23 protein-coding genes and 6 tRNA genes are annotated in these 25,661 nt (G+C 50.5%); 14 read left to right on the forward strand and 15 right to left on the reverse strand.

Going from position 1 to position 25,661, the window contains the following annotated elements:
- Nucleotides 1-6: 6 nt before the first annotated feature.
- From panB to thpR, 7 genes are all read right to left on the reverse strand, one after another.
- Nucleotides 7-801 carry a 3-methyl-2-oxobutanoate hydroxymethyltransferase gene (panB, locus tag GCE9029_RS19320; protein WP_002537440.1) on the reverse strand — a complete coding sequence of 265 codons (795 nt, stop codon included), beginning with the start codon at nucleotides 799-801 and terminating at the stop codon, nucleotides 7-9.
- A gap of 50 nt (nucleotides 802-851) precedes the next feature.
- Complete coding sequence (folK, locus tag GCE9029_RS19325) at nucleotides 852-1,334, reverse strand: 2-amino-4-hydroxy-6-hydroxymethyldihydropteridine diphosphokinase (RefSeq protein ID WP_002537441.1); 483 nt, start codon at nucleotides 1,332-1,334, stop codon at nucleotides 852-854.
- A complete protein-coding gene (pcnB, locus tag GCE9029_RS19330; RefSeq protein WP_082804397.1) occupies nucleotides 1,331-2,734 on the reverse strand; it encodes a polynucleotide adenylyltransferase PcnB in 1,404 nt (467 codons plus the stop codon). The genes folK and pcnB overlap by 4 nt, the downstream gene beginning before the upstream one ends.
- Before the next feature lie 68 nt (nucleotides 2,735-2,802).
- Nucleotides 2,803-3,675, reverse strand: coding sequence for a tRNA glutamyl-Q(34) synthetase GluQRS (gene gluQRS / locus GCE9029_RS19335; RefSeq protein WP_062666081.1), 873 nt, complete (start codon nucleotides 3,673-3,675; stop codon nucleotides 2,803-2,805).
- A gap of 74 nt (nucleotides 3,676-3,749) precedes the next feature.
- Nucleotides 3,750-4,199: an RNA polymerase-binding protein DksA gene (gene dksA / locus GCE9029_RS19340; RefSeq protein WP_002537446.1), complete on the reverse strand. Its 450-nt coding sequence runs from the start codon at nucleotides 4,197-4,199 to the stop codon at nucleotides 3,750-3,752.
- Between the two features lie 131 nt (nucleotides 4,200-4,330).
- Nucleotides 4,331-5,041, reverse strand: a complete 711-nt coding sequence (gene sfsA, locus GCE9029_RS19345) for a DNA/RNA nuclease SfsA (RefSeq protein WP_062666083.1) — start codon at nucleotides 5,039-5,041, stop codon at nucleotides 4,331-4,333.
- Between the two features lie 30 nt (nucleotides 5,042-5,071).
- Complete coding sequence (thpR, locus tag GCE9029_RS19350) at nucleotides 5,072-5,659, reverse strand: RNA 2',3'-cyclic phosphodiesterase (protein ID WP_062666085.1); 588 nt, start codon at nucleotides 5,657-5,659, stop codon at nucleotides 5,072-5,074.
- A 13-nt stretch (nucleotides 5,660-5,672) separates the two neighbouring features.
- On the opposite strand from thpR, the gene hrpB reads away from it, so the two are divergent.
- Nucleotides 5,673-8,129 (forward strand): ATP-dependent helicase HrpB, encoded by a 2,457-nt coding sequence (gene hrpB, locus GCE9029_RS19355; protein WP_062666087.1) that lies wholly within the window; start codon nucleotides 5,673-5,675, stop codon nucleotides 8,127-8,129.
- Nucleotides 8,130-8,139: 10 nt separating this feature from the next.
- Entirely contained in the window at nucleotides 8,140-10,485 is a 2,346-nt protein-coding gene (mrcB, locus tag GCE9029_RS19360) for a penicillin-binding protein 1B (RefSeq protein ID WP_062666089.1), read from the forward strand.
- A 266-nt stretch (nucleotides 10,486-10,751) separates the two neighbouring features.
- Here the strand turns inward: mrcB and GCE9029_RS19365 are convergent.
- Both GCE9029_RS19365 and GCE9029_RS19370 read right to left on the reverse strand, forming a co-directional pair.
- Nucleotides 10,752-10,827: transfer RNA gene (locus GCE9029_RS19365), tRNA-Thr, on the reverse strand.
- Nucleotides 10,828-10,965: 138 nt separating this feature from the next.
- Nucleotides 10,966-11,041, reverse strand: a tRNA-Phe gene (locus tag GCE9029_RS19370).
- 360 nt (nucleotides 11,042-11,401) lie between these two features.
- On the opposite strand from GCE9029_RS19370, the gene GCE9029_RS19375 reads away from it, so the two are divergent.
- From GCE9029_RS19375 to GCE9029_RS19430, 12 genes are read left to right on the forward strand one after another with little or no spacing between them, the layout of a single operon-like run.
- Nucleotides 11,402-11,680 (forward strand): STAS domain-containing protein, encoded by a 279-nt coding sequence (locus GCE9029_RS19375; RefSeq protein ID WP_062666090.1) that lies wholly within the window; start codon nucleotides 11,402-11,404, stop codon nucleotides 11,678-11,680.
- A gap of 31 nt (nucleotides 11,681-11,711) precedes the next feature.
- On the forward strand, nucleotides 11,712-12,071 hold the full coding sequence (locus tag GCE9029_RS19380) for a response regulator (RefSeq protein ID WP_002537454.1): 360 nt from the start codon (nucleotides 11,712-11,714) through the stop codon (nucleotides 12,069-12,071).
- Between the two features lie 22 nt (nucleotides 12,072-12,093).
- A complete protein-coding gene (locus tag GCE9029_RS19385) occupies nucleotides 12,094-14,163 on the forward strand; it encodes a chemotaxis protein CheA (protein ID WP_062666092.1) in 2,070 nt (689 codons plus the stop codon).
- A gap of 9 nt (nucleotides 14,164-14,172) precedes the next feature.
- Nucleotides 14,173-14,679, forward strand: a complete 507-nt coding sequence (locus tag GCE9029_RS19390) for a chemotaxis protein CheW (RefSeq protein ID WP_062666094.1) — start codon at nucleotides 14,173-14,175, stop codon at nucleotides 14,677-14,679.
- Between the two features lie 10 nt (nucleotides 14,680-14,689).
- A complete protein-coding gene (locus GCE9029_RS19395) occupies nucleotides 14,690-15,163 on the forward strand; it encodes a chemotaxis protein CheW (RefSeq protein WP_062666096.1) in 474 nt (157 codons plus the stop codon).
- 5 nt (nucleotides 15,164-15,168) lie between these two features.
- Entirely contained in the window at nucleotides 15,169-17,553 is a 2,385-nt protein-coding gene (gene aer2 / locus GCE9029_RS19400; protein WP_062666098.1) for an aerotaxis transducer Aer2, read from the forward strand.
- A 2-nt stretch (nucleotides 17,554-17,555) separates the two neighbouring features.
- Nucleotides 17,556-18,407: a CheR family methyltransferase gene (locus GCE9029_RS19405; RefSeq protein ID WP_062666100.1), complete on the forward strand. Its 852-nt coding sequence runs from the start codon at nucleotides 17,556-17,558 to the stop codon at nucleotides 18,405-18,407.
- A gap of 44 nt (nucleotides 18,408-18,451) precedes the next feature.
- On the forward strand, nucleotides 18,452-19,093 hold the full coding sequence (locus GCE9029_RS19410; protein WP_062666102.1) for a chemotaxis protein CheD: 642 nt from the start codon (nucleotides 18,452-18,454) through the stop codon (nucleotides 19,091-19,093).
- Nucleotides 19,093-20,136 (forward strand): protein-glutamate methylesterase/protein-glutamine glutaminase, encoded by a 1,044-nt coding sequence (locus tag GCE9029_RS19415; protein WP_062666104.1) that lies wholly within the window; start codon nucleotides 19,093-19,095, stop codon nucleotides 20,134-20,136. The genes GCE9029_RS19410 and GCE9029_RS19415 overlap by 1 nt, the downstream gene beginning before the upstream one ends.
- Entirely contained in the window at nucleotides 20,129-21,301 is a 1,173-nt protein-coding gene (locus GCE9029_RS19420; RefSeq protein WP_062666106.1) for a methyl-accepting chemotaxis protein, read from the forward strand. Before GCE9029_RS19415 ends, GCE9029_RS19420 begins: the two co-directional genes overlap by 8 nt.
- Nucleotides 21,302-21,309: 8 nt before the next feature.
- Nucleotides 21,310-21,609, forward strand: a complete 300-nt coding sequence (locus GCE9029_RS19425) for an STAS domain-containing protein (RefSeq protein ID WP_062666108.1) — start codon at nucleotides 21,310-21,312, stop codon at nucleotides 21,607-21,609.
- Nucleotides 21,610-21,630: 21 nt separating this feature from the next.
- Nucleotides 21,631-23,322 (forward strand): ATP-binding SpoIIE family protein phosphatase, encoded by a 1,692-nt coding sequence (locus GCE9029_RS19430; RefSeq protein ID WP_062666110.1) that lies wholly within the window; start codon nucleotides 21,631-21,633, stop codon nucleotides 23,320-23,322.
- Nucleotides 23,323-23,574: 252 nt separating this feature from the next.
- Here the strand turns inward: GCE9029_RS19430 and GCE9029_RS19435 are convergent.
- The 6 genes from GCE9029_RS19435 to GCE9029_RS19460 all read right to left on the reverse strand — a co-directional run bounded on the left by GCE9029_RS19435 (nucleotide 23,575) and on the right by GCE9029_RS19460 (nucleotide 25,644).
- Nucleotides 23,575-23,650, reverse strand: a tRNA-Asn gene (locus GCE9029_RS19435).
- Nucleotides 23,651-23,690: 40 nt separating this feature from the next.
- Nucleotides 23,691-23,766 (reverse strand) — tRNA-Phe (locus tag GCE9029_RS19440).
- A gap of 34 nt (nucleotides 23,767-23,800) precedes the next feature.
- Nucleotides 23,801-23,876 (reverse strand) — tRNA-Thr (locus tag GCE9029_RS19445).
- A gap of 50 nt (nucleotides 23,877-23,926) precedes the next feature.
- Nucleotides 23,927-24,002 (reverse strand) — tRNA-Phe (locus GCE9029_RS19450).
- Nucleotides 24,003-24,138: 136 nt separating this feature from the next.
- On the reverse strand, nucleotides 24,139-25,290 hold the full coding sequence (gene mltC, locus GCE9029_RS19455; protein WP_062666112.1) for a membrane-bound lytic murein transglycosylase MltC: 1,152 nt from the start codon (nucleotides 25,288-25,290) through the stop codon (nucleotides 24,139-24,141).
- 81 nt (nucleotides 25,291-25,371) lie between these two features.
- Complete coding sequence (locus tag GCE9029_RS19460; RefSeq protein WP_062666114.1) at nucleotides 25,372-25,644, reverse strand: oxidative damage protection protein; 273 nt, start codon at nucleotides 25,642-25,644, stop codon at nucleotides 25,372-25,374.
- Between the last annotated feature and the right edge of the window lie 17 nt (nucleotides 25,645-25,661).

Below are 25,661 nucleotides of genomic sequence, written 5' to 3' on the forward strand. Positions count from 1 at the left end.
CATTCCTCAGTTAAACGTCTGCTCTGGGCCAGGGAACTCGCCGCTTGCCACTTCTTCAATGTAACGGGACACAGCCAGACGCATGTCGCCCGTTTCTTTCAGGTAGTTTTTGGAAAAACGTGGGATGTAGTTAGCAGAGATGCCAAACATGTCGTGCATCACCAGAATCTGGCCGTCCGTCGCATTACCTGCACCGATACCAATGACAGGTACACGGACAGCATCAGTGATGCGCGCAGCCAGCGCTTTTGGCACACATTCCAGCAAGATAACCTGAGCACCGGCTTTTTCGAGTGCCAGTGCATCCTGAACCATTTGCTCTGCTTTTTCCTCTTCGCGGCCCTGGATTTTAAAGCCACCGAAGATATTAATAGATTGAGGGGTCAGGCCAAGGTGCGCACAAACAGGCACAGCGCGTTGGGTCAGCATGGTGATGGTATCAGCCAGCCAAGCGCCGCCTTCCACTTTCACCATGTTGGCGCCCGCTTGCATCAGAACCGCTGCGTTTTTGCAGGCTTCTTCTGGCGTGGCAAACGACATAAATGGCATGTCGGCCATCAGAAGGCTGTTCGGGCTCCCTGCTCGTACGCTGCGCGTGTGATAGGCGATTTCGTCAATCGTGACAGAAAGGGTGTCACTCTTTCCTTGCAAAACCATGCCCAGAGAGTCGCCAACCAGCAACACAGGCATTTCCTGCTCTTCAAACAATTGGGCAAAACTGGCGTCATAAGCAGTTGCCGAAGCAAATTTACGTCCTTCCTGCTTCCATGCCATTAAGGTACTAATCGTAATTTTTTTCATCTTGTCTCCCAAACCCTGCTTGTTTTATTTCGGTGCCTAGGCGGGTGTGCTTACGCGAGGGCAGTCAGGCCGTTTTTATCCGTGACGGCGACCAGCTCTGCGACAGCACTGCCATCAGGCAGCTGCAAGTCAGGGGCTATTTCGGCGAGAGGGTAAAGCACGAATTCACGCACTTTCATCCCGTAGTGTGGAACGGTTAACCGTTCACTTTCCAGCTGGAGATCCCCATACAGCAGGATATCCAAGTCCAGAGTTCGTGGTCCCCAGCGTTCTTCTTTACGCTCGCGGCCGAACTCCAGCTCAATGCGCTGTGTATGATCAAGAAGATCTAACGGTTGAAGCTCGGTGTCAATGGCTGCAACCGCATTCACGTAATCGGGCTGGTCGGCGGGACCCATCGGCTTACTGCTATAGAGCGAAGATGTACAGACAAAGCGGGTACCCGGCAGGTGTTTCAGTGCCTCAATCGCATGTTGGGCTTTTTCTACCGGATTGCCTAAGTTACTGCCTATAGCAATGTAAGCACGGATCATGATTCTGTATTCGACTTCGGTTTAGGCTTCCGGCTGCGAGGCTTGGTTTTGCGGCGGCGTCGGGTCTTTTTCGCCGCACTGGCCTTGTTCAGCACCTGTACCATGTCATGGCGATCGTCACGGTTCGCTCTTTGGAAGTCATCCCACCAGGTGGCGAGCTCTTCCAGTTGTCCGCCTTCAATCTTGCCGCGCATTTCAAGGAAATCGAATGCAGCGCGGAACTTGTTTTGTTCCAGCAGTTTGTAAGCGCGGTTACCTGAGCGGCGGCTCAAACGAAGCTGCAATTGCCAGATGTCACGGATCATCGCAGTAAAGCGACGCGGGATCGCGATGCTCTTCACCTGCTCATCCAGGATGTCATTGGCAGCGACCATAAAGGCGTCGTAGTAGTTCAAGCCACTTTCGAAGGCGATTTCTTCTGCGCGGGTTTCCAGCGGGTACCACAGCATGGCGGCATACATAAAGGCTGGATTGATGCGCTGGTCATTGGCGACGCGATCGTCGGTAGATTTTAGTACCAGCTCCAACATCTTCTCGCATTTACTGCTGCGATCTTCGGTGAAGTGCTCATCCAAAATCGGAAACAGTGGTGAAAAGAGGTTGTAGTCGCGTAGCAGGCGATAGGTATCCAAGCCATTGCCGGATTGCAAAAGTTTGAGGCTTTCTTCAAACAGACGGGCGGCTGGAATATCACGAAGCAGGTGAGCCAGCGCAGGAATTGGCGCAGCCGTTGCTTCGTTGATTTGCATGTCGAGCTTCGCGGCAAAGCGCACCGCACGCAGCATACGAACCGGGTCTTCACGGTAACGGGTTTCCGGATCGCCAATCAGGCGGATCACGCGGTTTTTCAGGTCTTCAACGCCACCTGCATAATCGCGTACCGAGAAGTCATCGATGTTGTAGTATAGGGCATTGACGGTGAAGTCTCGGCGCTCTGCATCTTCATCGATGGTGCCGTAAACGTTGTCTCGCAGCAGCATGCCGTCATTCGACTGGCTGGCGGACTTATCACCTTTATCAGCGCCGTGGTGACCACGGAAGGTCGCCACTTCAATCACGTCACGACCGAAGAGAATGTGTGCCAGACGGAAACGGCGGCCAACCAGGCGGCAGTTTCTGAACAGCTTGCGCACTTCTTCCGGCGTCGCGTTGGTCGCGATATCGAAATCTTTTGGCTGTTTATTCAGCAGCAAATCACGCACACCACCACCAACGAGGTATGCTTCAAAGCCTGCTTTATTCAGGCGATAGAGCACCTTCAGCGCATTTTCGCTGATATCTTTTCTTGATATACCGTGCTCTTGGCGTGGAATAACTTCTAGCTTCAGGTCATCAATCGCGCGTGTTTTATTATCGCGATTCAATACCTTACGGCAAAAGCTGGTAACTCGATTAAAGATAACTCACCTCGTATCTGACAGGTCGGGCCATAAAAACGACGGCATATGATATATCACCGCTCCGTATTTTAGAAAGCTGTAATCACTTCCGTCTCATTTGGCAGCTTACTTATCTGCCAGTTTTTCTCGCCCCAAAGGAGCAGTTCTTCCACCGGAGCCCCCTGTAATTCAGCAGGAACAGGGTGCCCTAAAAATGCCAATGCAGCTTCAAGGGCGGGACCAGGATGGGTGTTGTCGATGGCCGGTGCATGGTTTTGCTTAGAAAGCTTATTACCGTCGGCGTTGAGTGCAAGTGGCAAGTGTAAATAACTCACCTGAGGTGCGCCCAGTTTTTGATAAAGAGAAACCTGTCTTCCCGTCGGCTCAATAAGATCCGCGCCACGAACGACCTCTGTGACACCTTGATGAATATCGTCCATCACCACCGCTAGGTTGTATGCATAAAGGCCATCACGGCGCTTAATAATAAAGTCTTCCGCCGCCATCGCAGGGTCGAGTGGCATCACGCCATGTTTGATATCGACAAACTCTGTCACAGGATTATCAATGCAGACACGAACGGCAGAACCGTCAGCGTCCAGCGTGCGGTGTCGGCAGGTGCCGGGGTAAATGCCACCCGCGTCTTTTATCTGGCGTCGGGTGCATTGGCAGAAGTAAGCTTCGCCGTTTCTTAGCCAGTGCTCGATCTTCGCTTGATACGCACCGTAGCGATCATGCTGGTAAAGAATGCCGTCATCCCAATGAAGGCCGTAGGCGTCCAGTGTTTTGAGAATGGCATCAGCCGCCCCGGCGACTTCCCGCGGCGGATCGATATCTTCGATACGAACCAACCACTTACCTTGATGGGCTTTGGCCTGAAGGTAGCTTCCCAGCGCTGCCACCAAGGACCCAAAATGTAGGGGGCCTGATGGCGAAGGGGCAAATCGCCCGACGTATTGCATTTTCTGTTTCTCTGAAAAAGGAAAAAGGGAGCCTTAGCTCCCTTTTTGCCATGAATCTCGGTAAAGCGGTAGGCTTAGCCTGCCATTTGCTTTTCTTTGATTTCTGCAAGGGTTTTGCAGTCAATACACAGATCCGCAGTAGGACGGGCTTCAAGGCGACGCACACCGATTTCAACACCACAAGAATCACAGAAACCGAAATCATCGTCTTCCAGACGCTGAAGGGTTTTGTCGATCTTCTTGATCAGCTTGCGTTCGCGGTCGCGGTTACGCAATTCCAGGCTGAATTCTTCTTCCTGCGCCGCACGGTCAACAGGATCTGGGAAATTAGCCGCTTCGTCTTGCATGTGATGTACAGTACGGTCAACTTCTTCCCTGAGTTGATTACGCCACGCTTGGAGGATTTTACGGAAATGATCAACTTGTTGATCATTCATGTACTCCTCGCCAGCCTTCTCTTGGTAAGGTTCTAACCCGGCCGTAGCCAGGATGCCCAGCGATTTCTTTACTTTGCTCTCTGGCATTAAGCGTTCTCCTAAATACACCCTGACCTGCTCGGTCAAAAGAGGGCGGTATCTATATCAGAAACCCTATAACGAGGCAATCTTTGTTTTTGCCTCTTGTCATCCCAGTGTGAAGATGCCTACATTTTTTCTCAATTCTGGGAGAACGGGACCCGTTTATTTATGCTCATATGGACTGATGAAAGTGTCGTTTGGTAACACAGAATTTCCACACCAAGTGCTTGAGCGTCTATAAGTAGCTGATTATAGACCGCATCTATGTGTTTTGCCGCTGACACCTTCTCAATTCCAGAATGAAGCACGGCAAAAAACAGCACCGCGCGTTTTCCTTGTTGGGCGAGCACGCCCAATTCCCGTAAGTGTTTCTGACCCCGAGTGGTGACAGTATCCGGGAAGAAGCCTTGTCCGTCTTCTTCCAATAACGTGACACTTTTCACCTCTATATAGCAGTCTTCTTTGTCTGGTGATTGAAGCAGGATGTCGATGCGGCTCCTCTCTTCACCATATGGTACTTCGGTACGAAGGGTTTCATAACCCTGCAATTCCGCCACCACATCCTCTTTGATTGCTTCCACCACCAGACGGTTAGCCTGTGCTGTATTAATGCAAATAAGGTGCCCGTGTTGAGTTTCTGTCAGCTCCCAGCTGTTGGCATATTTACGCTTGGGATTGTCAGAAGTGGAGTACCACACGGTATCACCCGGTGTGGCGCAACCAGTCATGGCACCTGTGTTTGCACAGTGCATGGTGACTTCAGAACCATCCGCTAATGTCACGTCGGCAAGAAAACGTTTATAGCGACGGATCAAGGTGGCCGGTTGCAATGGAGGGTCAAATTTCATGATTGTCCTTGATAAATATACCGACGAACATCAACGGGTTAATGTCCAACGATTCAGGCATTGATAATGTATGCCGTGCCCATTTTCAGCCGGTACCGATGCATAAATGCCGAAGTGATAAAAAGTGAGCGGTATTCGGAGCGAACGTCGGTTTTCTGTCGGCCTGGCTCGGCGCGCTAAGGTGATGTGCGGCACGAAATTATGTTCTGCAGAGCGATCTAAGATTTTTGCGGCAGCCTCATGCAGCTGGCAGGCCAATGCTCTTAACGTGGCATTCTCCTCAATCCCTAGCCAGAGGATGCCCTGTTTGGGGAATTCTCCGGTTTCTGTGGTTTGGGTGGAGATAGCTGGAAGCGATACTTTGTCTGCAGCCTCACACAGCGAGCGATAGGCAGGGCTGTCGACTTCGCCGAGAAACGCCAGGGTAATATGGAGGTTATCATCGGGAACGGGCCGACCGTGTTCTGCCAGCGTTTGCTTGAGTGCAACAATGGCGCTGCGGCTCTTGGCGTTGTGCGTGTCGCTCAAATCTAAAGCGAAGAAGAGTCTGCGCGTTTCCTTGCTCAACGTCCTGCATCCTTGCGTGATTTGGGTATACTGTTCGCGTAATTCTGACATAAAGGCCTTTCCATTGTCACAGCTCCCTATCGACAGCGTCTTAGATGACGTGATCTCCGCACTGACCCAATCTTCGCAAGTGATTCTTAAAGCGCCACCGGGGGCAGGTAAATCGACAAGATTGCCGCAGGCGCTGCTGGAGCAAAATGTCTTCGAAGGAAAAATCATCTTGCTGGAACCCCGTCGTATAGCGGCAAGAAACATTGCCCGTTTTCTGGCTTCCCAGCGCGGTGAGAAAGTGGGCGAGACGATAGGTTTACGTGTGCGTGGAGAGACCCGTGTCAGTGACAAAACCCGCCTTGAGATCGTCACTGAAGGCGTACTGACAAGAATGATCCAATCTGACCCAGAACTCGACGGTGTCAGTTTGGTTATCTTCGATGAATTCCATGAGCGCAACCTTCATGCGGATCTTGCGCTGGCGCTCTCTCTGGATGTACAGGGCGCGCTTCGTGATGATTTAACCTTATTGGTGATGTCAGCGACACTGGATGATGCGGCGCTAAAGACCCTGTTGCCTGAAGCCAAGGTACTGACGTCCGAAGGGCGAAGTTTTCCGGTAGAAGTACGTTATCAGCCGATCGCGAAACAATATGGCTATGAGGGTTTAGTGGCGTCTGCCGTTGCGAAATTGATGCAGGAAGAAGAGGGTTCAGCGCTCGTGTTTTTGCCAGGTGCAGGAGAAATCACCCGAGTGGCCGAAGCGTTGGAATCGAAAGTACCCCATGGTGTGATGGTTTGCCCGCTGTTTGGTCAGATGAATGCCAAAGAACAACAAGCTGCGATCGCATCAGCACCGAGAGGCCAACGTAAGGTGGTACTTGCAACCAACATTGCAGAAACCAGTTTGACGATTGAAGGCATTCGTTTGGTGGTGGATTCAGGGCTTGAACGCGTAGCGCGCTTTAACCGCAAAACAGGCATCACCAAGCTCGAAACGGTGCAGATTGCGCGCTCGTCTGCGATTCAGCGGATGGGGCGGGCAGGTCGCTTATCAGCGGGCCTTTGTCTACGCCTATACAGTGAAGACGTGTTCCAGCGGATGCGGGCTGTGCCAGATCCTGAAATCGTCACCAGTGACTTGATGCAATTGGTGCTGGAAATCGTGCAGTGGGGCTGTGCGCCGGAAGATTTGCAATGGCTTGACCTTCCGCCAACCCAACATTGGCAGCAAGCCGTTGCCCTATTGCGACAGCTGGATATTCTCGATGAACACAATACGCTGACGCACAAAGGCAAGCGGGTGACTGAGCTGGGAACAGATGCCCGTCTTGGAGCAATGCTTATAGCGGCAAAGGCGTTTGGTGAGGAAGCCATTTCCACAGCCTGCTGGTTGGCGGCATGGGCAGAAGAACCACCGCGAGGCAAAGCCGACCCTGATTTGCGCCTTCAATTGATGATGGCAATGAAAAAGCCGACCTGTCGCCAGCATGCCGCGCAATTGGTTGCAAGAATGAAGAGCACACTGTCTGAGGGTTTATCCGGTGACTGGTTGCCCATCCTTGCTGCAGCGGCGTGGCCAGATCGGATTGCCAAATCCCGAGGCAACAATGGTCGCTTCTTATTAAGTAATGGCCATGGGGTGCAAATCGATGCCGATCATCCACTCTCGGGGGAAGAAGCGTTAATTGCGGTGGACTTGATGAGTGTTTCGCAAGGCGATAGTCGTATTTTTACCGCCGTGCGTACGGATTTTTCAACGTTGCAAACCCGTCTGCCTTCACTGTTTTCTGAACGAGAATGGGTAGACTGGGACGAAAAGAAAGGTGCGTTGGTCGCTGAGGAACACCTTTGCTGCGGTGAAATCGTTGTCGCTAAAAAAGCGATAGCACGATTAAGTGATGACATGCTGACACGTGCCCTGATTCAGGCGATTAAGCGAAAAGGCGAAACATCGTTACCGATGTCAGACAAAGCGGTAAGCCTTTTGAACAGGGCGCGATGTGCGCAAAGCTGGGAATTAGCCATTTCGCTACCTCTGCTTGATGAATCTGCGCTGTTAGGAGCGCTTGACGATTGGCTGGCACCGTTTATGAACGGTATTCGTAGCTTGAAGGATTTGAAGAAAATCGATTTCTTCAGCGCACTGGAAGCTTGGTTTGGCTGGGACATCACCAAACAGCTTAACCAATTGCTGCCGGAGACTTACGAAGTACCAACAGGCTCACGCTACGCTATTCGCTATCAACAGGGACAAAAACCGGTCTTGGCGGTCAGAATGCAGGAAATGTATGGACAAGCCACGTCGCCAACCATCGCCGATGGCAAAGTGACTCTGGTGGTTGAGCTATTGAGCCCGGCACAAAGGCCGCTGCAAATTACGCAAGACTTGGCAGGGTTCTGGCAAGGCGCTTACCGCGACGTGCAAAAAGAGATGAAAGGGCGCTACCCGAAACATGTGTGGCCGGATGACCCTGCAAATCACCAGCCGACGCGATTAACTAAAAAACACTTTAAACCGGAAGCCTGAACCAGACTTCATGACAAAAGAAACTAAGAACACCAAACCCCGCACGCGACGCAAAACAGCGAGTCCGCGTGGTGGCAAGAAGAAAACGGCTTCAGCGAAAAAAGGCTGGGGTAAAAAACTGCTCTCCTTTGGCTTTAAATGCACGCTGGTATTTGTGGCAGTTATGGCGATTTGGGGTATTTATCTGGATAGCAAAATCCAGGAGCGCTTTGACGGGCAAATCTGGCAACTGCCTGCCGTGGTATATGGCCGCATTCTGCATCTTGCACCCGGAGAAGCCGTTACCATTGATACCTTGAAGCGCGAGCTCGATATCCTGAACTACAAGCGTGTGCGCAATCCAAGCCGCCCGGGTGAGTATTCCGCGTCGAAGACCCGCGTCGAGATTATCCGTCGTCCCTTCGAGTTTGAAGATGGCCCTGAGCAGGCACAACATGCGATGATCTCCTTCTCTGGAGAAGGTGTGCAAAGCTTGAAACAGCTCGATAGTGGCAAGCAACTGGGTTATCTACGAATCGAACCTAAGCTTCTTGGCACCATGGAGTCCAATACCGATGAGCAGCGGATTTTCCTGCCCCGAGAGCGATTCCCTGAGTTTCTGGTCGATGCGCTGTTGACCACAGAAGACAGAGATTTCTACCACCATGACGGCGTTGCACCACTCGCCATTGTCCGGGCGCTGGTGGTCAACCTCAAAGCGGGACGCACCGTGCAAGGGGGCTCAACCCTCACACAGCAGTTGGCGAAAAACCTATTCCTAACCCGTGACCGCACCTTGTGGCGTAAAGCGCAGGAAGCTTATATCGCCGTGCTGCTGGACTATCGCTACAGCAAAGACCGACTTCTCGAAGCCTACCTGAACGAAGTGTATCTGGGTCAGGCTCGCGGCAAGGGCGTTCATGGCTTTCCTTTGGGAGCGCGACTTTACTTTGGTCGTCCAATTGAAGAGCTCAGCATTGACCAGTTGGCGTTGCTGGTGGGTATCGTTAAAGGCCCTTCTTACTACAACCCTTGGCGCTATCCAGAGCGTGTGCAGGAAAGGCGTGACCTTATCCTTCGTATGATGATGGAAAATGGCGTTATCTCCTCCGGGCAATATGCAGAGGCGGCGGCACGTAAGCTTGGCATTCAGAAATCACCAAGCATTAACAGCCGGCAGCCTGCTTACTTTGAACAACTGACCCGCGAAATCCGCGAGCGCGTTGGCAGCCAATTTAATCCAGAGAGTGGCCTCCGCGTTTTCAGTACACTGGATCCTTTGTCTCAGTCGATCATCGATAAAACCGTGGTTAAGAAGGTTGATCAGCTCAAGAAAGTTGCCGGAAAAGATCTGGAAGCGGCAGTGGTGATTGCTGACCGCCAAAGTGGGGAGATCCGTGCCATGGTTGGTGGGAGCCGTCCTGGTTATGCGGGCTTCAACCGGGCACTCAATGGTAGTCGTCAGATTGGCTCACTGTCCAAACCGGCTGTGTATCTGGCAGCTTTGTCTGAGCCGGATAAATACAACCTGGCATCGCCAATTGATGATAAACCCATTGTGTTGAAAGGCGATCAGGGTAGTGAGTGGAAGCCGCGCAACTACGACCGAAAATTCCGTGGGCAGGTGCCTTTGCTCAAAGCGCTGGCGCATTCTTACAATATTCCGACGGTTAACCTTGGTCTTGCTGTGGGCTTGGGAAGGGTAATTGATACCTATGAAGAGCTGGGTGTCGACCCTGACCAAATCACCCGTGTGCCATCGCTGCTGTTGGGGGCGTTCACCTTAACGCCGATGGAAGTGACGCAAATGTTCCAGACCATCGGCAGTGGGGGACGGAAAGCTGATTTAACGGCATTGCGTGCAGTTGTTACCCGTGATGGTCAGGTGCTTTACCGAAATTGGCCGAAGTCGAGCCAGACAGTCTCTGAGCAGGCAAGCTGGCTGACCATGTACGCGATGAAGGAAGTGGTAAGAACCGGCACTGGCCGTTATCTCAACCCTTCTTTCGGTTGGGCTGGACTCGCTGGTAAAACAGGCACCACAGACAACAACCGTGATAGCTGGTATGTCGGCATTGATGGCCGTGAAGTGGTCACGGTCTGGCTGGGTCGTGACGATAACAAATCAACCAAGCTGACAGGATCGTCTGGGGCATTGCGCTTGTATGCAGATTACATCAAAGCAAGAAAGCCTGAACCTTTGGTACTGAATTGGCCATCCGAACTTGCCAGTGTGCCGTATCAGGTCAGGGAAGGGCAGTTCGTGACAGACTGCTTCAGCGAGAGCAAGCTGCCGATGTGGGACCCGAAAGGCCATTGGCGTAAGCGGTGTGACAAGCCCGATCCTGTCGGGTGGCTGCAATCGATATTTAATTAATACCAATCGTAGTAAATATCTGCTCATCCTAGCTTGTTAAAATACTCGATAACTGCGTTGGAAAATTTGATTGTAGAATAACTGCTTATCGAAATTTTCCGCCTTGTTCTCGAGCATTTTTCCTGCGCTATTTCTGATCACCTACCTACTGTGATTGGTATAATTCCAGAAGGGGTTGGGGGAGTGTTCAGCCCTTTTTCTTTTGGCTGATGATAAATTGCAGATACAAAAAAGCCTCGTCAATGACGAGGCTTCTTCGTTTTAGATGGTGCCGGCTACCGGAGTCGAACTGGTGACCTACTGATTACAAGTCAGTTGCTCTACCAACTGAGCTAAGCCGGCACACAAACCGTGGAAACGTTGCTGTTGTATCTGCACCATTTCACTTAACGCGTTGCCTGGAGGCGGAATTGACCGCGCCCGGCTAGGGACCGACACATTTCTGCGAAGCAGAAACAGAATCCATCGCCTATTTAAAAATGGTGCCTCGAGGCGGAATCGAACCACCGACACGGGGATTTTCAATCCCCTGCTCTACCAACTGAGCTATCGAGGCAACGGGCGCCATTAAATAGCAGAGCTGGGTTCTTGTCAAAATAATTTCTCACCCAAATTGTTCGATTGCTGCTTTTTTACCTGATTCGATGCGATTTAAATCAGGCTGATTCAGGTTTGACCAGTTTTCACTGTGTTGTGATGAGCTTATCAGTTATATCCGGCAGGTCTGTGTGGATTTAAACAAGGACTCCGGTTTTGAAAATGACAGGACTTCTGGTCAAAAGTGTCAGGATTCTTACCGAATGTCGCACTATAAATCCAATTGCTTAAAAAACTTTCATTTTTCCCATTATTGCTACACTTAGTGGTACGTAAAGCTTTTCGACGTAAGTCAATAGTTAGGGGAGGGAATTCTGCGATGGGATTCTCATTGGGGGAACAACTAGACATTACACAGGTGATGGACCTAAAAGATCGCCTGCAAGCCGAATTAGAGCAGTCCGACAGCTTGCTGATCGATGGTAGCGAAGTATCACGTGTTGATGCGCCAGGATTACAACTTCTACTCACCGCCAGAAATCTCTGTAACAACCAGTCTATAGGTTGGAAATGGGAAGGTGCGTCCGGTGAACTAGTAGGAGCAGCAAAGACATTAGGATTGATTGAGCCATTGGGTTTAGTCGATTTTGCTGAGTAAGTTTTTCAGGTAGTTCAATCAGGGTGACAGTATGCGAAAAATTCTAGCTGCGGACGATTCTGTATCAATTCGTCAAATGGTAAGCCATACGCTCAAAGAAGCGGGCTATCAGGTAGAAACGGCTAACGATGGTGCCGAAGCACTGCAAAAAGCCAAGTCAGGTCAATACGATGTCATTATTTCTGACGTCAATATGCCGAACATGGATGGACTGGAATTCGTCCGACAGGTTCGAGCTGTACCGCAATACAAATTCACACCGATTCTGATGCTGACCACTGAAACGTCGGCAGAGAAAAAGAGTATGGGTAAATCAGCCGGTGCCACTGGCTGGATTGTTAAGCCATTTAATCCCGACACGCTATTGAAGACCCTGCAACGCGTTATTTAAGTGTTCAACCAAGGAGACCGCTATGGCTTTGGACATGGACCAACTGCGCCGGATTTTCTATGAGGAGTGTCGTGAGAACCTTGAAGTCCTAGAGCGTGAGCTACTTGCCCTTGACCCGGATGCTGATGTTGATCTTGATATCATCAACACTATTTTCCGGGCTGCTCACTCTATAAAAGGCGGTGGTGCGACCTTTAACCTCAATGAAATCAGCCAGTTTACTCATGTCATGGAGACACTGCTCGACGAAGCCAGGGAAGGGAAGCGTCGTCTGGATGCCGCCACCATTGATTTGCTCCTCAAAGGGGGCGATTGCATCAACAGCATGTTGGTAGCTTATGAAACTGATACAGATTTCGACCATGCGCTCCGAGATGCACTGACAGATCAGCTCAATGATCTTCTCAATGGCGGATCGGCTTCCGATAGCGCAGCGCCAGCAGCTCAATCCGAGGAAGCTCTGCCTGAACAAAGCGGCGGCTCGGGCGATTGGATCGTTCTCTTCAAGCCCCATAAAGAGATGTTTTTCTCGGGCAACGATCCTGTACGCATCCTTCGGGAAATGTTCGATCTTGGCGCGGAATGCGTCATTGAATGTGTGCAGGACACTTTGCCGACGCTTGACGAGATCGAGCCTGAGATGTGCTACCTCAGTTGGAAGATCTCGGTAGACAGTGTTGTCACCCGAGATCAGATTGAAGAAATCTTCGAATGGGTGGAAGACGAATGTGATCTTGAAATCACTCAAGCGGAAGGCGAGCAGACCGAAGAAGCTGTGCCAGAGAGTGCGCCAGTTGAATCGACTCCTGCTGCAAGTAGTGCGCCTACACCTGCTGCAGCGGCCAAGCCTAAAGCGCCATCGAAGGCACCTGCTTCAAAAGCCGATGCGGTATCGTCAATCCGTGTGGAAATCGACAAGGTCGATAACCTTATCAACCTCGTTGGTGAGCTGGTTATTACACAATCCATGCTCACTGAACTCAGCCAGAACTTTTCTGAAAGTAAGCTCGAACGCTTGCAAGCTGGGCTTGACCAACTGCTGCAGAACACCAAAGAACTGCAAGAGAGTGTGCTGAATATCCGCATGCTGCCAATCAGCTTTGCGTTCAACCGCTTCCCACGACTTATTCGTGATTTGTCCTCCCAATTGGGTAAGAACGTTGAATTGATCATCGAAGGTGAGCAGACAGAGCTTGATAAAACCGTGCTAGAGCGTATTACCGACCCATTGGTTCACTTGGTACGCAATGCAGTAGACCATGGCTTGGAATCGCCGGAGGTTCGTGCAGAGAAAGGCAAGTCAGAAACCGGACGCGTCAACCTTTACGCCTATCACCAAGGCGGGTCTATTGTGATCGAAGTGCGTGATGACGGTGCTGGCCTCAACAAAGAAAGGGTCTGGAAAAAAGCCATCGAGAAAGGTCTGCTTCATGCAGAAACTGCAATCGATGATCTTTCCGATCATCAGGTCTACAACCTGATTTTCGCGCCGGGTTTCTCGACAGCAGAAGTCGTCTCGGATGTATCCGGCCGCGGTGTGGGCATGGATGTGGTGAAGCGAAACATTGAAGATCTAGGCGGACATATCGAAGTGGACTCTAAGCCCGATGAAGGCAGTGTGTTCCGAATCAGCTTACCACTGACGCTCGCCATCCTTGACGGGCAATTGGTGAAACTCGCCGATCAAGTCTTTGTCGTCCCACTCATTTCGATTATCGAATCCATTCAAATCGAATCTGATCGCGTGAAAGTGGCGACGGGTGGTGTAGAGCTTTACCGACTGCGTGATGAAAATATTCCAATCCTCCGCTTGAAAGAAGAGTTTTGCCTCGGCGAATCCGGTGCACTCGACAAGCAACTGCTGTGTCTGGTGGAAGCCGGTGGCAACCGAATTGGTCTGCTACTCGACGAAATGCTTGGGCAGCAGCAGGTGGTGATTAAGAGTCTTGAATCTAACTACACCCGCGTGAATGGCATCTCGGGTGCGACGATTCTCGGTGACGGTTCGGTATCGCTGATCTTGGATGTGCAGGGGCTGATGACAGGATTCCTGAGTCGCGTCGGCGATGCCAACAGCCATATTGCGGCATAGGAGGAGCAAATGAGTGAGCAAGCCCTGGCTGTAGCAGAAAACAAAGATGAAATGGTCAACGGTGAAGACCGACTCAAGGGATCGGATTTCCTGAGCTTCGATCTGGCTCATGAGCTTTACGGTGTTGATATCCAGACCGTTGAGGAGATCCGGGTTTGGGAGTCGCCCACACTGATTCCAAGAGCGCCTGAATTCATTCTTGGAGTGATCAACCTCCGAGGAATGATCGTGCCCATCATGGATCTTCGTGTCCGATTCGATATCGGAAAGGTGGAATACCTTCCCACGACTGTGGTGTTGATCCTCAAAGCAGGTGAAAACGCCGGAAATCGCATGATGGGGATCGTCGTGGATGCAGTGTCAGATGTGATCGACATGGGAGACAACAGCTTGATCCCACCGATTGGTGACTCTGTTGTGATGCCGTTTGTCAGCGGCCTACTGAATGTGGATGCGCAGGTAATGAGCCTGTTAGATGTGGATGCGCTGCTCGACATCGACAACCTGGTGCATTGAGGAGTGAGAGATGTCTGAAGAAGTCATGGAATACCTCAGCTTCCTTATCGACGAGGAAGAGTACGGACTGAACATTCTAGACGTGAAGGAAGTACGTGGTTGGTCGGAAGTGCGCAAACTGCCAAACAGTGAAAGTTATCTGCTGGGCGTTTTAGAGCTTCGTGGTGAGTACATTCCTATTGTGGATCTTAGGCAACGTTTCAGCATGGATCCGTCGGTATTGAGCAAAACCACGGTGGTGGTCATTGTGCGCAATGCCAAAGGCCAATCGCTGGGCGTTATCGTGGATGCAGTAGCTGAAGTCTATCAGCTGTCCGAAAGCCAAATAAAATCGGCACCCGGTTTTGTGAAAATTGATGAGCGGTACATTGAAGGTATCGCATCAGTTGATGGCAAACACGTGGTGTTGATTCGTTTAGAAAAACTGTTCGATTTTGACGAGTTGCATGAAGTAACGCAGCCAGATTTGGTTAGCGAGGAATAACAATTATGTCGTGGTGGAAGAAAGAGCAAACAGCTGCAGCTGAAAACACACAAAAAGATCAAGGTTTAAAAGCTCATATTGTGTCTGCGTTGGATGCGGCGCAGACGGCACTGATGATGGTCGACCGGGACTTTAAGGTGTTTTATGTCAATAACAAATCTATGGAATTGTTGAAGATACATGAAGCCCTGTTCCGTTCAAAATGGCCGAGCTTCCGCGCTGAGAAAGAATGGATCGTTGGAGCTTGTATCGACATGTTCCACTCCAATCCAGCGCATCAACGACAGATGCTTTCGAACCCGGCGAATCTCCCTTATGAAACTAACATTCAGGTCGAAGATGTGACGCTTCGCCTTGTGGTGGGAGCGGTCACTGACGACAAAGGCGATTACATTGGTAATACGCTTGAGTGGGATGACATTACCGAGGATCTGAAAGCTGACAATGAGCGCGCCCAATTGCAAGCGGCGATCGATCAATCACTGACGGCGATGGTGCTTATTGACCGCGACTTTGCCATTACCTATATCAATGAAGAAACTGTCAGATTGTTCGAATATCATCAAGCGTCATTCAAACAAGTTTGGCCTAGTTTCATGGCCACCAGAGATTGGTTGATGGGCCGTTGCATTGATGAATTCCACAAAAACCCTGCGCACCAGCGCCAGCTTCTGTCTGATCCTAACAATCTCCCTTACAAAACCGATATTCAGGTCGCTGGAGTCACTATTGAACTCAATGTTGCTGCAATTGTTGATGCGAAGGGCAAGTACATTGGCAACAGCTTAGAGTGGCGTGATGTGACAGCAGAACGTGAGCGTGAGATAGAAGTTGGACGCTTAGTTTCTGCGGTGGAAGGTATGACCACCAACATCATGATGGCCGACAAAGACGGCAATATTACCTACTGTAACCCTGCACTGACAAAATTGCTTGGTGGTCGTGAAAGCGAATTGCGAACTATTTTCCCTGGCTTTCAGGCGGATGCGCTGGAAGGGAAGAATATCGATATTTTCCATAAAAACCCGGCGCACCAACGCAGCATTATCAGCAATCCGGACCGCTTACCTTACACCGCCGAAATCAAAGTGGGTGAGCTTGAATTCTCACTGACCTGTATCGCCATGTATGACGCGGCGGGCAACTACATTGGCCCTGCTCTGCAGTGGGAAGATATTACCGAGCAAATGGCGGGCCAGCGTGATGTTCAAAGGCTTATTGAGGCGGCCTCCGAGGGGCGTTTGGACACGCGTATGGATACTTCTAGATACACCGGTTTTATGGCTAACCTGAGTGAAGGCATCAATGGTTTGCTCGATTCAATGGTTTCGCCGCTGAATAACTGCAAAGACGTTATGTCTAAAGTCTCGGCAGGGAACCTCAAGGTAAACATGCCGGAAGACTACAAAGGGGATTTCGCCCTGTTGAGCGAGGCGGTGAATACCTCCATTACTAATCTTCGTGACATGGTTGAGAAGATCACTGCGTCCTCTTCCCGCGTGGCATCGGCGTCCGGTGAGATTGCCGACGGTAACTCGGACCTGAGTGAACGAACTGAAGAGCAGGCAGCAAGCCTCGAAGAAACTGCCGCCAGCATGGAAGAGATGACCTCAACCGTGAAGCAGAATGCAGAAAGTGCCAATGCGGCTAACCGTCTATCACTTGATGCCAGTACTAAGGCCCAGAAAGGCGGTGAAGTTGTGAAGCAGACCGTCAAAGCCATGGGTGAAATCAACAAAGCGAGTAAGCGCATTTCAGACATCATCAGCGTGATCGATGAAATCGCCTTCCAAACTAACCTGCTTGCCTTGAATGCAGCCGTTGAGGCAGCGAGGGCTGGTGAGCAAGGTCGTGGTTTCGCGGTGGTTGCCGGTGAAGTGCGTAACTTGGCACAGCGAAGTGCTGGTGCAGCAAAAGAAATCAAAGATCTCATCAAAGACAGTGTTGAAAAGGTATCTGAAGGCTCAAGGCTGGTGGATGAATCCGGTGAAATGCTGAATGAGATTGTCGATGCAGTCGGTGAAGTGAGCACACTGATTGGCAAGATCAACTCCGCGAGTCAGGAGCAGGCGACCGGTATCGATGAGATCTCGAAAGCCGTGGTCAAGATGGATGAGATGACCCAGCAGAATGCAGCATTGGTTGAAGAGGCCTCAGCGGCCAGCCAGTCACTACGTGACGAAGGTAGCGAGCTTCTCAATCTGATCGGTTTCTTTCAGGTAGACAGCGCCAACACGGGGTTCAGTGCAGCCAGAGAGCCGATTAAGAGCTTCTCAGGAAGCGCGCCAGCTTCGCCAAGAGTGTCAGTGCCTGCACCGGCGACAGTGAAGAAAGTGGCCAACGGTACTCCTTCTTCAATGGCAGACGAAGATGATTGGGAGGAGTTCTAACAGTGGACGCCATTCAGGCGCTGAGCCAAATCGAAGAGCAGCGCGAGTTTGAGTTTACTGACAAGGATTTTAAGTACATTCAGGAGTTCATGCTCAGAGAGACAGGCATTTCTCTCTCTGAGCGAAAGAACTCCATGGTGTACGGACGGTTGGCAAGACGCTTACGTCGCACAGGGCTCGATAATTTTCGGGATTACTTTAGCCGTGTTGAGAGCGACTTGGACGAACGGGTCGCGTTCATCAACGCCCTGACCACAAACAAAACCCAGTTCTTTCGCGAGAAGCACCACTTTGATTTTCTGGTGGACACGTTGGTGACGGAATGGCAAAAGCAGAAAAAGCGCCGTATCCGCATTTGGTCAGCCGGCTGTTCAACAGGCGAAGAACCTTACACCATTGCATCAACATTGGCTGCGTGTGGCCTGTTAACGCCGAATTATGACTGCAAAATTCTGGCGACAGACCTCGATACGCAAGTGCTGGAAGTGGCCAGAAATGGCACGTATGGCATTGACGCAATGAAGGCGATTCCCGACCAGATGTTGCGACATGGATTCATTCGCGGAAAAGGTAAAAAACAGGAACTACTGAAAGTTAAACCCCTGCTTCAACAGGCAATCACGTTCAAGCAACTGAACTTGATGGGGGACTGGCCACACAAAGGGCCACTTGATGCCATTTTTTGTCGTAATGTCATGATTTATTTTGAGAAAGATGTGCAGCAGATGCTTATCCAGCGCTATTGGGAAAAACTTGGAAGCGGCGGCATTCTTTTTATCGGTCACTCAGAAAGCATCGGACAGATGGGAAGTCGGTTTGAAAACCTGGGACAAACCATGTTTCGCAAACCCTGACTTCGGAGTCCCCCGTCCTGCATTAACATCGAACAGAGCTCTGTATGCATAAGATTTTGGAGCTTACCGGATGTCCGATTGGGGCAGGGGCGAGGCGTTTCTATCACCCCGGTAAGCAAATGATGATGGTAAAGATTCAGCCCGGCGAGGTCTATGTGACCAACGAGCGTGAATTGATCTCGACGGGATTGGGATCTTGCATCTCAGCCTGTGTTTGGGATCCCTTCGTCGATCTTGGTGGCATGAACCACTTTATGTTGCCCTTCGGTGATGCAGACGACATTGAAGGCTGGGATCCCACTCAGTGGCGATCTAATGCAGCGCGATATGGCAACTATGCCATGGAATTATTGATCAACACCTTGATCCAGCAGGGTGCTATCAAGAGTCGTTTAAGGGTGAAGCTTTTTGGCGGCGGCACTGTGATGGGGAAGCAGGCCAATGTGGGTGAAAAGAATATTGAATTCATCCGCAATTACATCAAAAGCGAAGGATTGACGCTGGTAGGGGAAGACTTAGGCAGCGAGTTCCCCAGAAAGGTGGTATTTGACCCTATGACAGGCAAGGCCTGGGTGAAGAAGCTTCGTGGTTATCGTGGTGAGGTAGAAGCAGAAGAAAGCAGTTATAAACGTCGCCTGGTCAATGAGGCGAAACGACAAGATGACGACAGTGCGGAGCTTTTCTAATGGGAAAACGAGTACATAAAGTACTGATTGTTGATGACTCTGCCGTTTTTAGAGCATTGCTCAGTGAAATTATCGATTCAGATCCTCAACTTGAGGTGGTGGGCGCGGCAGTTGATCCCTACGAAGCGCGCGAAAAGATTAAGAAGCTCAAACCTGATGTGATCACATTGGACATCGAAATGCCCAAAATGGATGGTGTTCAGTTCTTAAGAAACCTGATGCGTCTCCACCCTATGCCAGTGGTGATGATTTCCACACTGACTCAACACGGGGCAGACGCCACCTTGGCAGCGCTTGATTTGGGTGCTGTTGACTACTTCCCCAAACCTACTGAGAACGTAGCGGCTGAAATGGGCAACTATCGCCAGTTGGTGATAGAGAAAGTGAAGATGGCAGCCTCTGCCAACATTGCGGGTGCAACTCACCGTTCACAAGGCGAAATCAGTGTATCGGGACGTAACCTTTGCTCTGACTTCGACATTATCGCCATTGGTGCATCAACAGGTGGTACTGAAGCCATCCGTAACGTCTTGGAATCACTCCCTGAGATGATGCCACCGATTGTCATTACGCAGCACATTAAGGCGGTATTCAGTAAGTCTTTTGCCGAAAGGCTCAACCGCGCCTCCAAACTACAGGTGGAAGAGCTTTCATCGGATAAAGCGCCACTTGTGAATGGACGTGTCTATGTTGCTCCAGGAGACATGCACATGCAGGTGGTAAAGCGCGCAGGTCGTTATTACTGCGTGCGTAACGACGGAGAACCCGTTCAGCGCCATAAGCCATCTGTTGATGTGATGTTTTCCTCCATTGCGGAAGCAGCAGGTAACCGTGCTATGTCGATTCTCCTTACCGGTATGGGTAGGGATGGGGCGGAAGGCATGCTGGAAATGCGCGAAGCGGGCGCAGTGACTGTCGCGCAGGATGAACACAGTTCGGTGGTGTGGGGAATGCCGAGGGCAGCAGTAGAAATAGAAGCGGCACAGCAAGTGCTGCCATTGGAGAAAATCGCGACTTACCTGGTAGGCAAAGTGTATGGGTAGAAAAAGCGTTAGATGGGTCATCGCATTATTGGGGATTGCTGCAGGTTGTTATCCGCTGGTGGCAGCACAGACGCCATTAACGATGTCGGCTGCGGTAGTTGTGTCACTGGCTGTGTTGCTTCTGGTGAGGCAAGGCGAGAGCGATGTCAGTGTGAAAGCAGATGTTGTCGAGGAATTCCCGCTGGATGACAACTCTGTCTCTTATGAGTCAACGGCCATCCTGAGAAAGATTCACAGCATCCTGAATATTGAGCTGATCCCTATCCGGGAGCAGCTCGACCGCCAGCAAGAGGTGATCAATGACTCGGTTCATAACCTCAACTCCAGTTTTTTCGGCATGGAGCGCGCGGTGGGAGAGCAGTCAACACTCGCGAAACACATGGTGACTGAGCTCCTGAACAACGAAGACAGTGAGTACAACCTCACCAAAGTGTTACCGGAAACTGAACAGGCGATCGACCAGTACATTGACCTTCTGGTGCAGGTGTCGGAGAAATCCATTACGGCAATCCACTGTATCCACGACATGTCAGAAAAGCTTCAGGCGGTATTTGGTCTTCTGGATCAGGTACAGGCGATGTCTGACCAAACCAACCTGCTGGCACTCAATGCGGCGATTGAGGCTGCCCGGGCCGGTGAGCTCGGAAGAGGCTTTGGTGTGGTAGCAGCGGAAGTGCGTGATTTGGCAAACCGCGCATCGACGCTCAACAGCCAAATCCACCGCGACATCAACCTTGCTCAGGATACGGTCAAGCAAACCAGCTCGATAGTGGGTGAGATTGCCACGCTTGATATGACCACATCCATAGAATCTAAAACGCGCATTGAATCCCTGTTGAAAGGCGTACAGGAAGTTAACCAACAGGTCACCCTGGAGATCGGCAAGATGACCGACCAAGGTGAAGCGGTGCGCGCAGAAGTATCTAAAAGTATTCAGGGCCTGCAGTTCGCAGACATTGTGTCTCAGCAGGGCCAGCACGTACTTAACAACCTCCACATTCTGGAAGACCTCAATGCCCTCATTATGGCGAGTTTGGAGTCTGGCAATGTGGATTGGGTCGCGCTGCATAAAGCAGTGGATGATATTGAAGAAATGGCTGGCTCAGCAGAGCGAGCCCCGGCAAAACAAATGTCTGCAGATGAAGGCGACATAGAATTGTTTTAGGAGACACTATGGCCATCAGTCGTGAAGAAAAAAATGACGGTAAATCAGTGGTAATCCACGTAAACGGGCAGTTTGACTTCAGTGTTGTACAGGAGTTTCGAGATGCCTATACGGATTGCCAGGGCAAAGAAATCGTGGTCGATTTTCGCGGTACCGAATATATCGACAGTGCGGGGCTTGGCATGTTGCTGAACATGCAGAGTTTCCTGAATAAGAAGGAAGGGGATATCCGACTTATTAATACGATGCCGCAGATCAAACGTGTATTAGTGATCGCCCGCTTCGAGAAGAAATTTATTATCGAGTAAATCGATTCCCGGAGGTGGCGGGTGAAAGCATTAATCGTTGAAGACGAAGTCTCGCTGCAGTGCTTCCTTGAACATGTGCTCAAGGATGAATTTGACGAGTTGCTGATTGCTGACAATGGCCAGATGGCGTTAGATATTCTGGAATCTCTGGAAGAACTGCCCAATCTGGTCATCATGGATGTGTTGATGCCGGTAATGGATGGCTTTGAAGCGGCCAAACAAATCCGGATGCGTTACCGCAACACCTACCTCCCTATTGTGTTTCTCACGGGGATCACTGATAACGACGCGTTTAACCGCTGCATGACGCTGGGGGATGACTTTCTTACCAAGCCCATCAGCCGAACCACCATCGTTGCCAAAGTGCGTGCACACTGCCGGAACATACGTTTGTATAACGAAGTGTCCGAGCAGCGCGATAAGCTCAAGCATTTTCAGGCGCATACCCTTTATGAGCACACAATGGCAGAAACCATCTTCAGTAACCTGATGCAAGCGTGTTATCAGGAAGCGGAAGGGGTGGAGTTCTACACCAGTTCCTTTACCAATTTTAACGGTGATGTGGTTCTGGTGACCCCCAGACCGCAGGGTGGTATTTACGCCATGCTTGCGGATGCGACTGGCCATGGTCTACCTGCTGCTATTTCTACGATTCCTGCTACCAAAGCCTTCTTTGCCATGACCAAAAACGGTTTTGCCCTTGGCGACATCGTGAAGGAAATGAACGATACCCTAAAGAAATTCCTGCCTCCTGGCATGCTGGTGGCTGCAAACCTTCTTGAGGTGTCGGCGAATGGTCTCGAGGTGAATTGGTGGGGAGGCGGTATGCCAGATGGTTATCTGCTCGACAAGCGAGGAGAAATTAAACATCGCCTTCCATCAGCACATATGGCGCTTGGTGCAATGGATTCTGATGAGTTTGAAGCGAATCTGGTTGCTCTGCGAATGGAAGAAGGGGACAAGCTCTTTTTCTTCACTGATGGCGTCATCGAAGCGCGGGATGCAGAGGGCAGAGAATTGGGAGAAGAAGGGCTGGAAGCCATGTTCTCTGACAATCAGCCGAGCATTATCGAAGCAACCCGAGAGCATGTGACCAAGTTTACCAAAGGTGGTGGGGTCGGTGACGACATGTCGATGTTGGAAATGACGGCACCGATATTCAGCCGTGTGGAATTGCAGCCCGGTGAACCTGAATATTATGAAAGGCGTTCACCTGCGCAGCTCACCGTCTATTTCGGCGCTGATGAACTTCGTAAGGTGAATCTGGTCGGAGAGATCCGCCGCATGCTCAAAGGGACGCTTGGCAGCAATATCGATCTGGATTTGATGTGTACCATTATGTCAGAGCTTGCTAACAATGCCTTGGAGCATGGTTTGCTGAGATTGGCCTCTAACCTCAAGGTAGATGACGAAGGGTTTCTGGATTACTACATCGAACGTCAGGCAAGGCTGGATGCGCTTGACCGTTTTGCTTATCTGGAAGTGGGAATTTCATTCAGCCCAAGTAAGCGTGAACTCACATTCTATGTTTCGCACAATGGCGAAGGTTTCTATTACGAAGATGGAGACAGCACGCTTGATGATTCAGTTGCCCGATGTGGCAGGGGTATCGCGCTGGTCACTGAGCTTTGTGAGGACTTTTCCTATCTCGATGAAGGGCGCACAGCACGTGGCACATTCCGCTTGTCGGCGGGTATGGAATACAACGCCTAACATTTTATGGACGACACGAAGACAAGAAGCCTGCTATCACTAGCAGGCTTTCTTATTTGGTAAGTCTGAAGGGGGGCGAACAAAGCTCAGTCTTTCGTCGGGAACGCCTAGTTTAGGCTTCTTAACTGGTTCCCGCTGCTGGATCTTGGAACGAGCCATACAGGTAAGGCAGTCTTCCGTCAGCAACATATAGGCGCAAAGTGCTAACGTACAGACGAAAAAAAGCCCAGTCTTTCGACTAGGCTTCTTAAGTGGCTCCCCCTGCTGGACTTGAACCAGCGACATACGGATTAACAGTCCGCCGTTCTACCGACTGAACTAAGGGGGAATTGTCTGGTACTGATAAATTATCAATCACCATTCAAATATGGTGCCTCGAGGCGGAATCGAACCACCGACACGGGGATTTTCAATCCCCTGCTCTACCAACTGAGCTATCGAGGCAATGATGTAAGCGCGAGACTATACATCAAAAAAGTGGTGCCGGCTACCGGAGTCGAACTGGTGACCTACTGATTACAAGTCAGTTGCTCTACCAACTGAGCTAAGCCGGCACACAAACCGTGGAAACGTTGCTTTCGTATCTGCACCATTTCACTGAATATGGTGCCTCGAGGCGGAATCGAACCACCGACACGGGGATTTTCAATCCCCTGCTCTACCAACTGAGCTATCGAGGCAACGAGGTGCATTAAACGGATTTTGAGGCTTACCGTCAACACCTTTTTTTAAAAAAAACGTCAAATAAGACCGTTTGATGGCTTTTTGGCCTGTTTGGTTTAAAAATCCTCAGCTTTTCCAGTGTTTCCCGCGTTTTTATTGCATAGAGCGGAATTCTTTTTGGAACTTAGTGACCTTTTGGAGATAGCGTCTCGACTCTGACGACGGGTGTTTATTGGTTAATGCCCAATACACTTGATTAGGATTTAATCGGTTTAAATCATTCATCGCCCGTTTTCGGTCAGAACGGTGGAAGGTTTTCAATACATTACCTGTTCCGCCATTGTAAGCAGAGATCATGCTGTAATGTTTTGAAAGCGGATCGCGCACATCTTTCAGGTATCGTGTTTTCAAGATGTAGAAATACGCGGTACCTGCATCAATGTTCTTCGCTGGGTCAAAAAGATACTCAGGAGAAGGTTCTCCTGGGCGCTTTTTCACCAGTTTAAACACATCTCGTCCTGCTGTTTTTGGCACCACTTGCATCAAACCATATGCATTGGCCCAACTCACGGCGTAAGGGTTGAAGCTGCTTTCGGTTTTGATGATGGCGTAAATCAGCTCTTCGGAGATGCCATAGCGACGTGAAGCATCACGAATAAGGTCAGCATACTGATAGCGACGTTTACTGGAGTGATCCTTCACCATTGGTATTTCGACATAGAACACTTTCTGGAACCGCAGCGATTTGGTTTTCACTTTATTCGCCACCAGATACTCGGCGTAGCGATTGGCGCGCCATTCCCATGCGATCTCTTTTCCGTCTTGATCCAAAATCTGCCCTTGCAAGAAAGGCGCGCCGGATAGAGGAACATCAGCGGCGGAATAAAGATCGACCGACGCAGGATCGTTTGGTGTTAAAAGTGTCGTGACGATCGCCTGCTTCAAGTGCTGCTTGGGCTCAGTGGTGGCGACGGTTTCGATGGTGACAAGGCCGTTGGCGAAATCGACGCGGGCTCGGCTCATGTAGTTGTCGGTGTACTTTACGTAATCACGCTTGCCGGAAATGTAGATTTCGTCTTTACCCCAACGCACTTCGATGTCGCCGCTAAAACCGTTGATGAGCTTATCAAGTGCTGCGAAGTCCTTTTCAAATTGCCCCGGCAAAGGCGCGAGGTTTTTGGCAAAGCGGTTGGTGGTCTCGTAACTTACTCCAAGCGTAGACTCGACCATTTCGCGGCTACAGCCTGAAGTTAGGATTGCCAGAAGAAGTATTGTGAATAAGCGGCGCAAAGCGAAGAATCCCATAAAAACAAAAAAGCATCTCGATTAGCGTAATCAAGATGCTTTTAAATACAAAGCTATAAGGCTGATTGTGTGCAGAAAGCCTTACTCTGAAGGTGGAGTATAGCCTTCGATCACAGTGTCATGACCTTCGAACAGGAACTTTACCATTTCCTCTTCAAGCAGCTTGCGGTGCTCTGGCTCCATCATGTTGAGCTTCTTTTCGTTGATCAACATGGTTTGCTTGCTTTGCCACAGGGCCCAGGCTTCTTTGGAAATGTTATCGAAAATGCGCTTACCCAGCTCACCCGGATACAGTTGAAAATCCAGACCGTCTGCGTCTTTCTTCAGGCGCTGGCAAAATACAGTGCGGCTCATCATTAAGCTCCTAGTTA

Source organism: Grimontia celer (genome assembly GCF_900055185.1).
GTDB classification, from domain to species: domain Bacteria; phylum Pseudomonadota; class Gammaproteobacteria; order Enterobacterales; family Vibrionaceae; genus Enterovibrio; species Enterovibrio celer.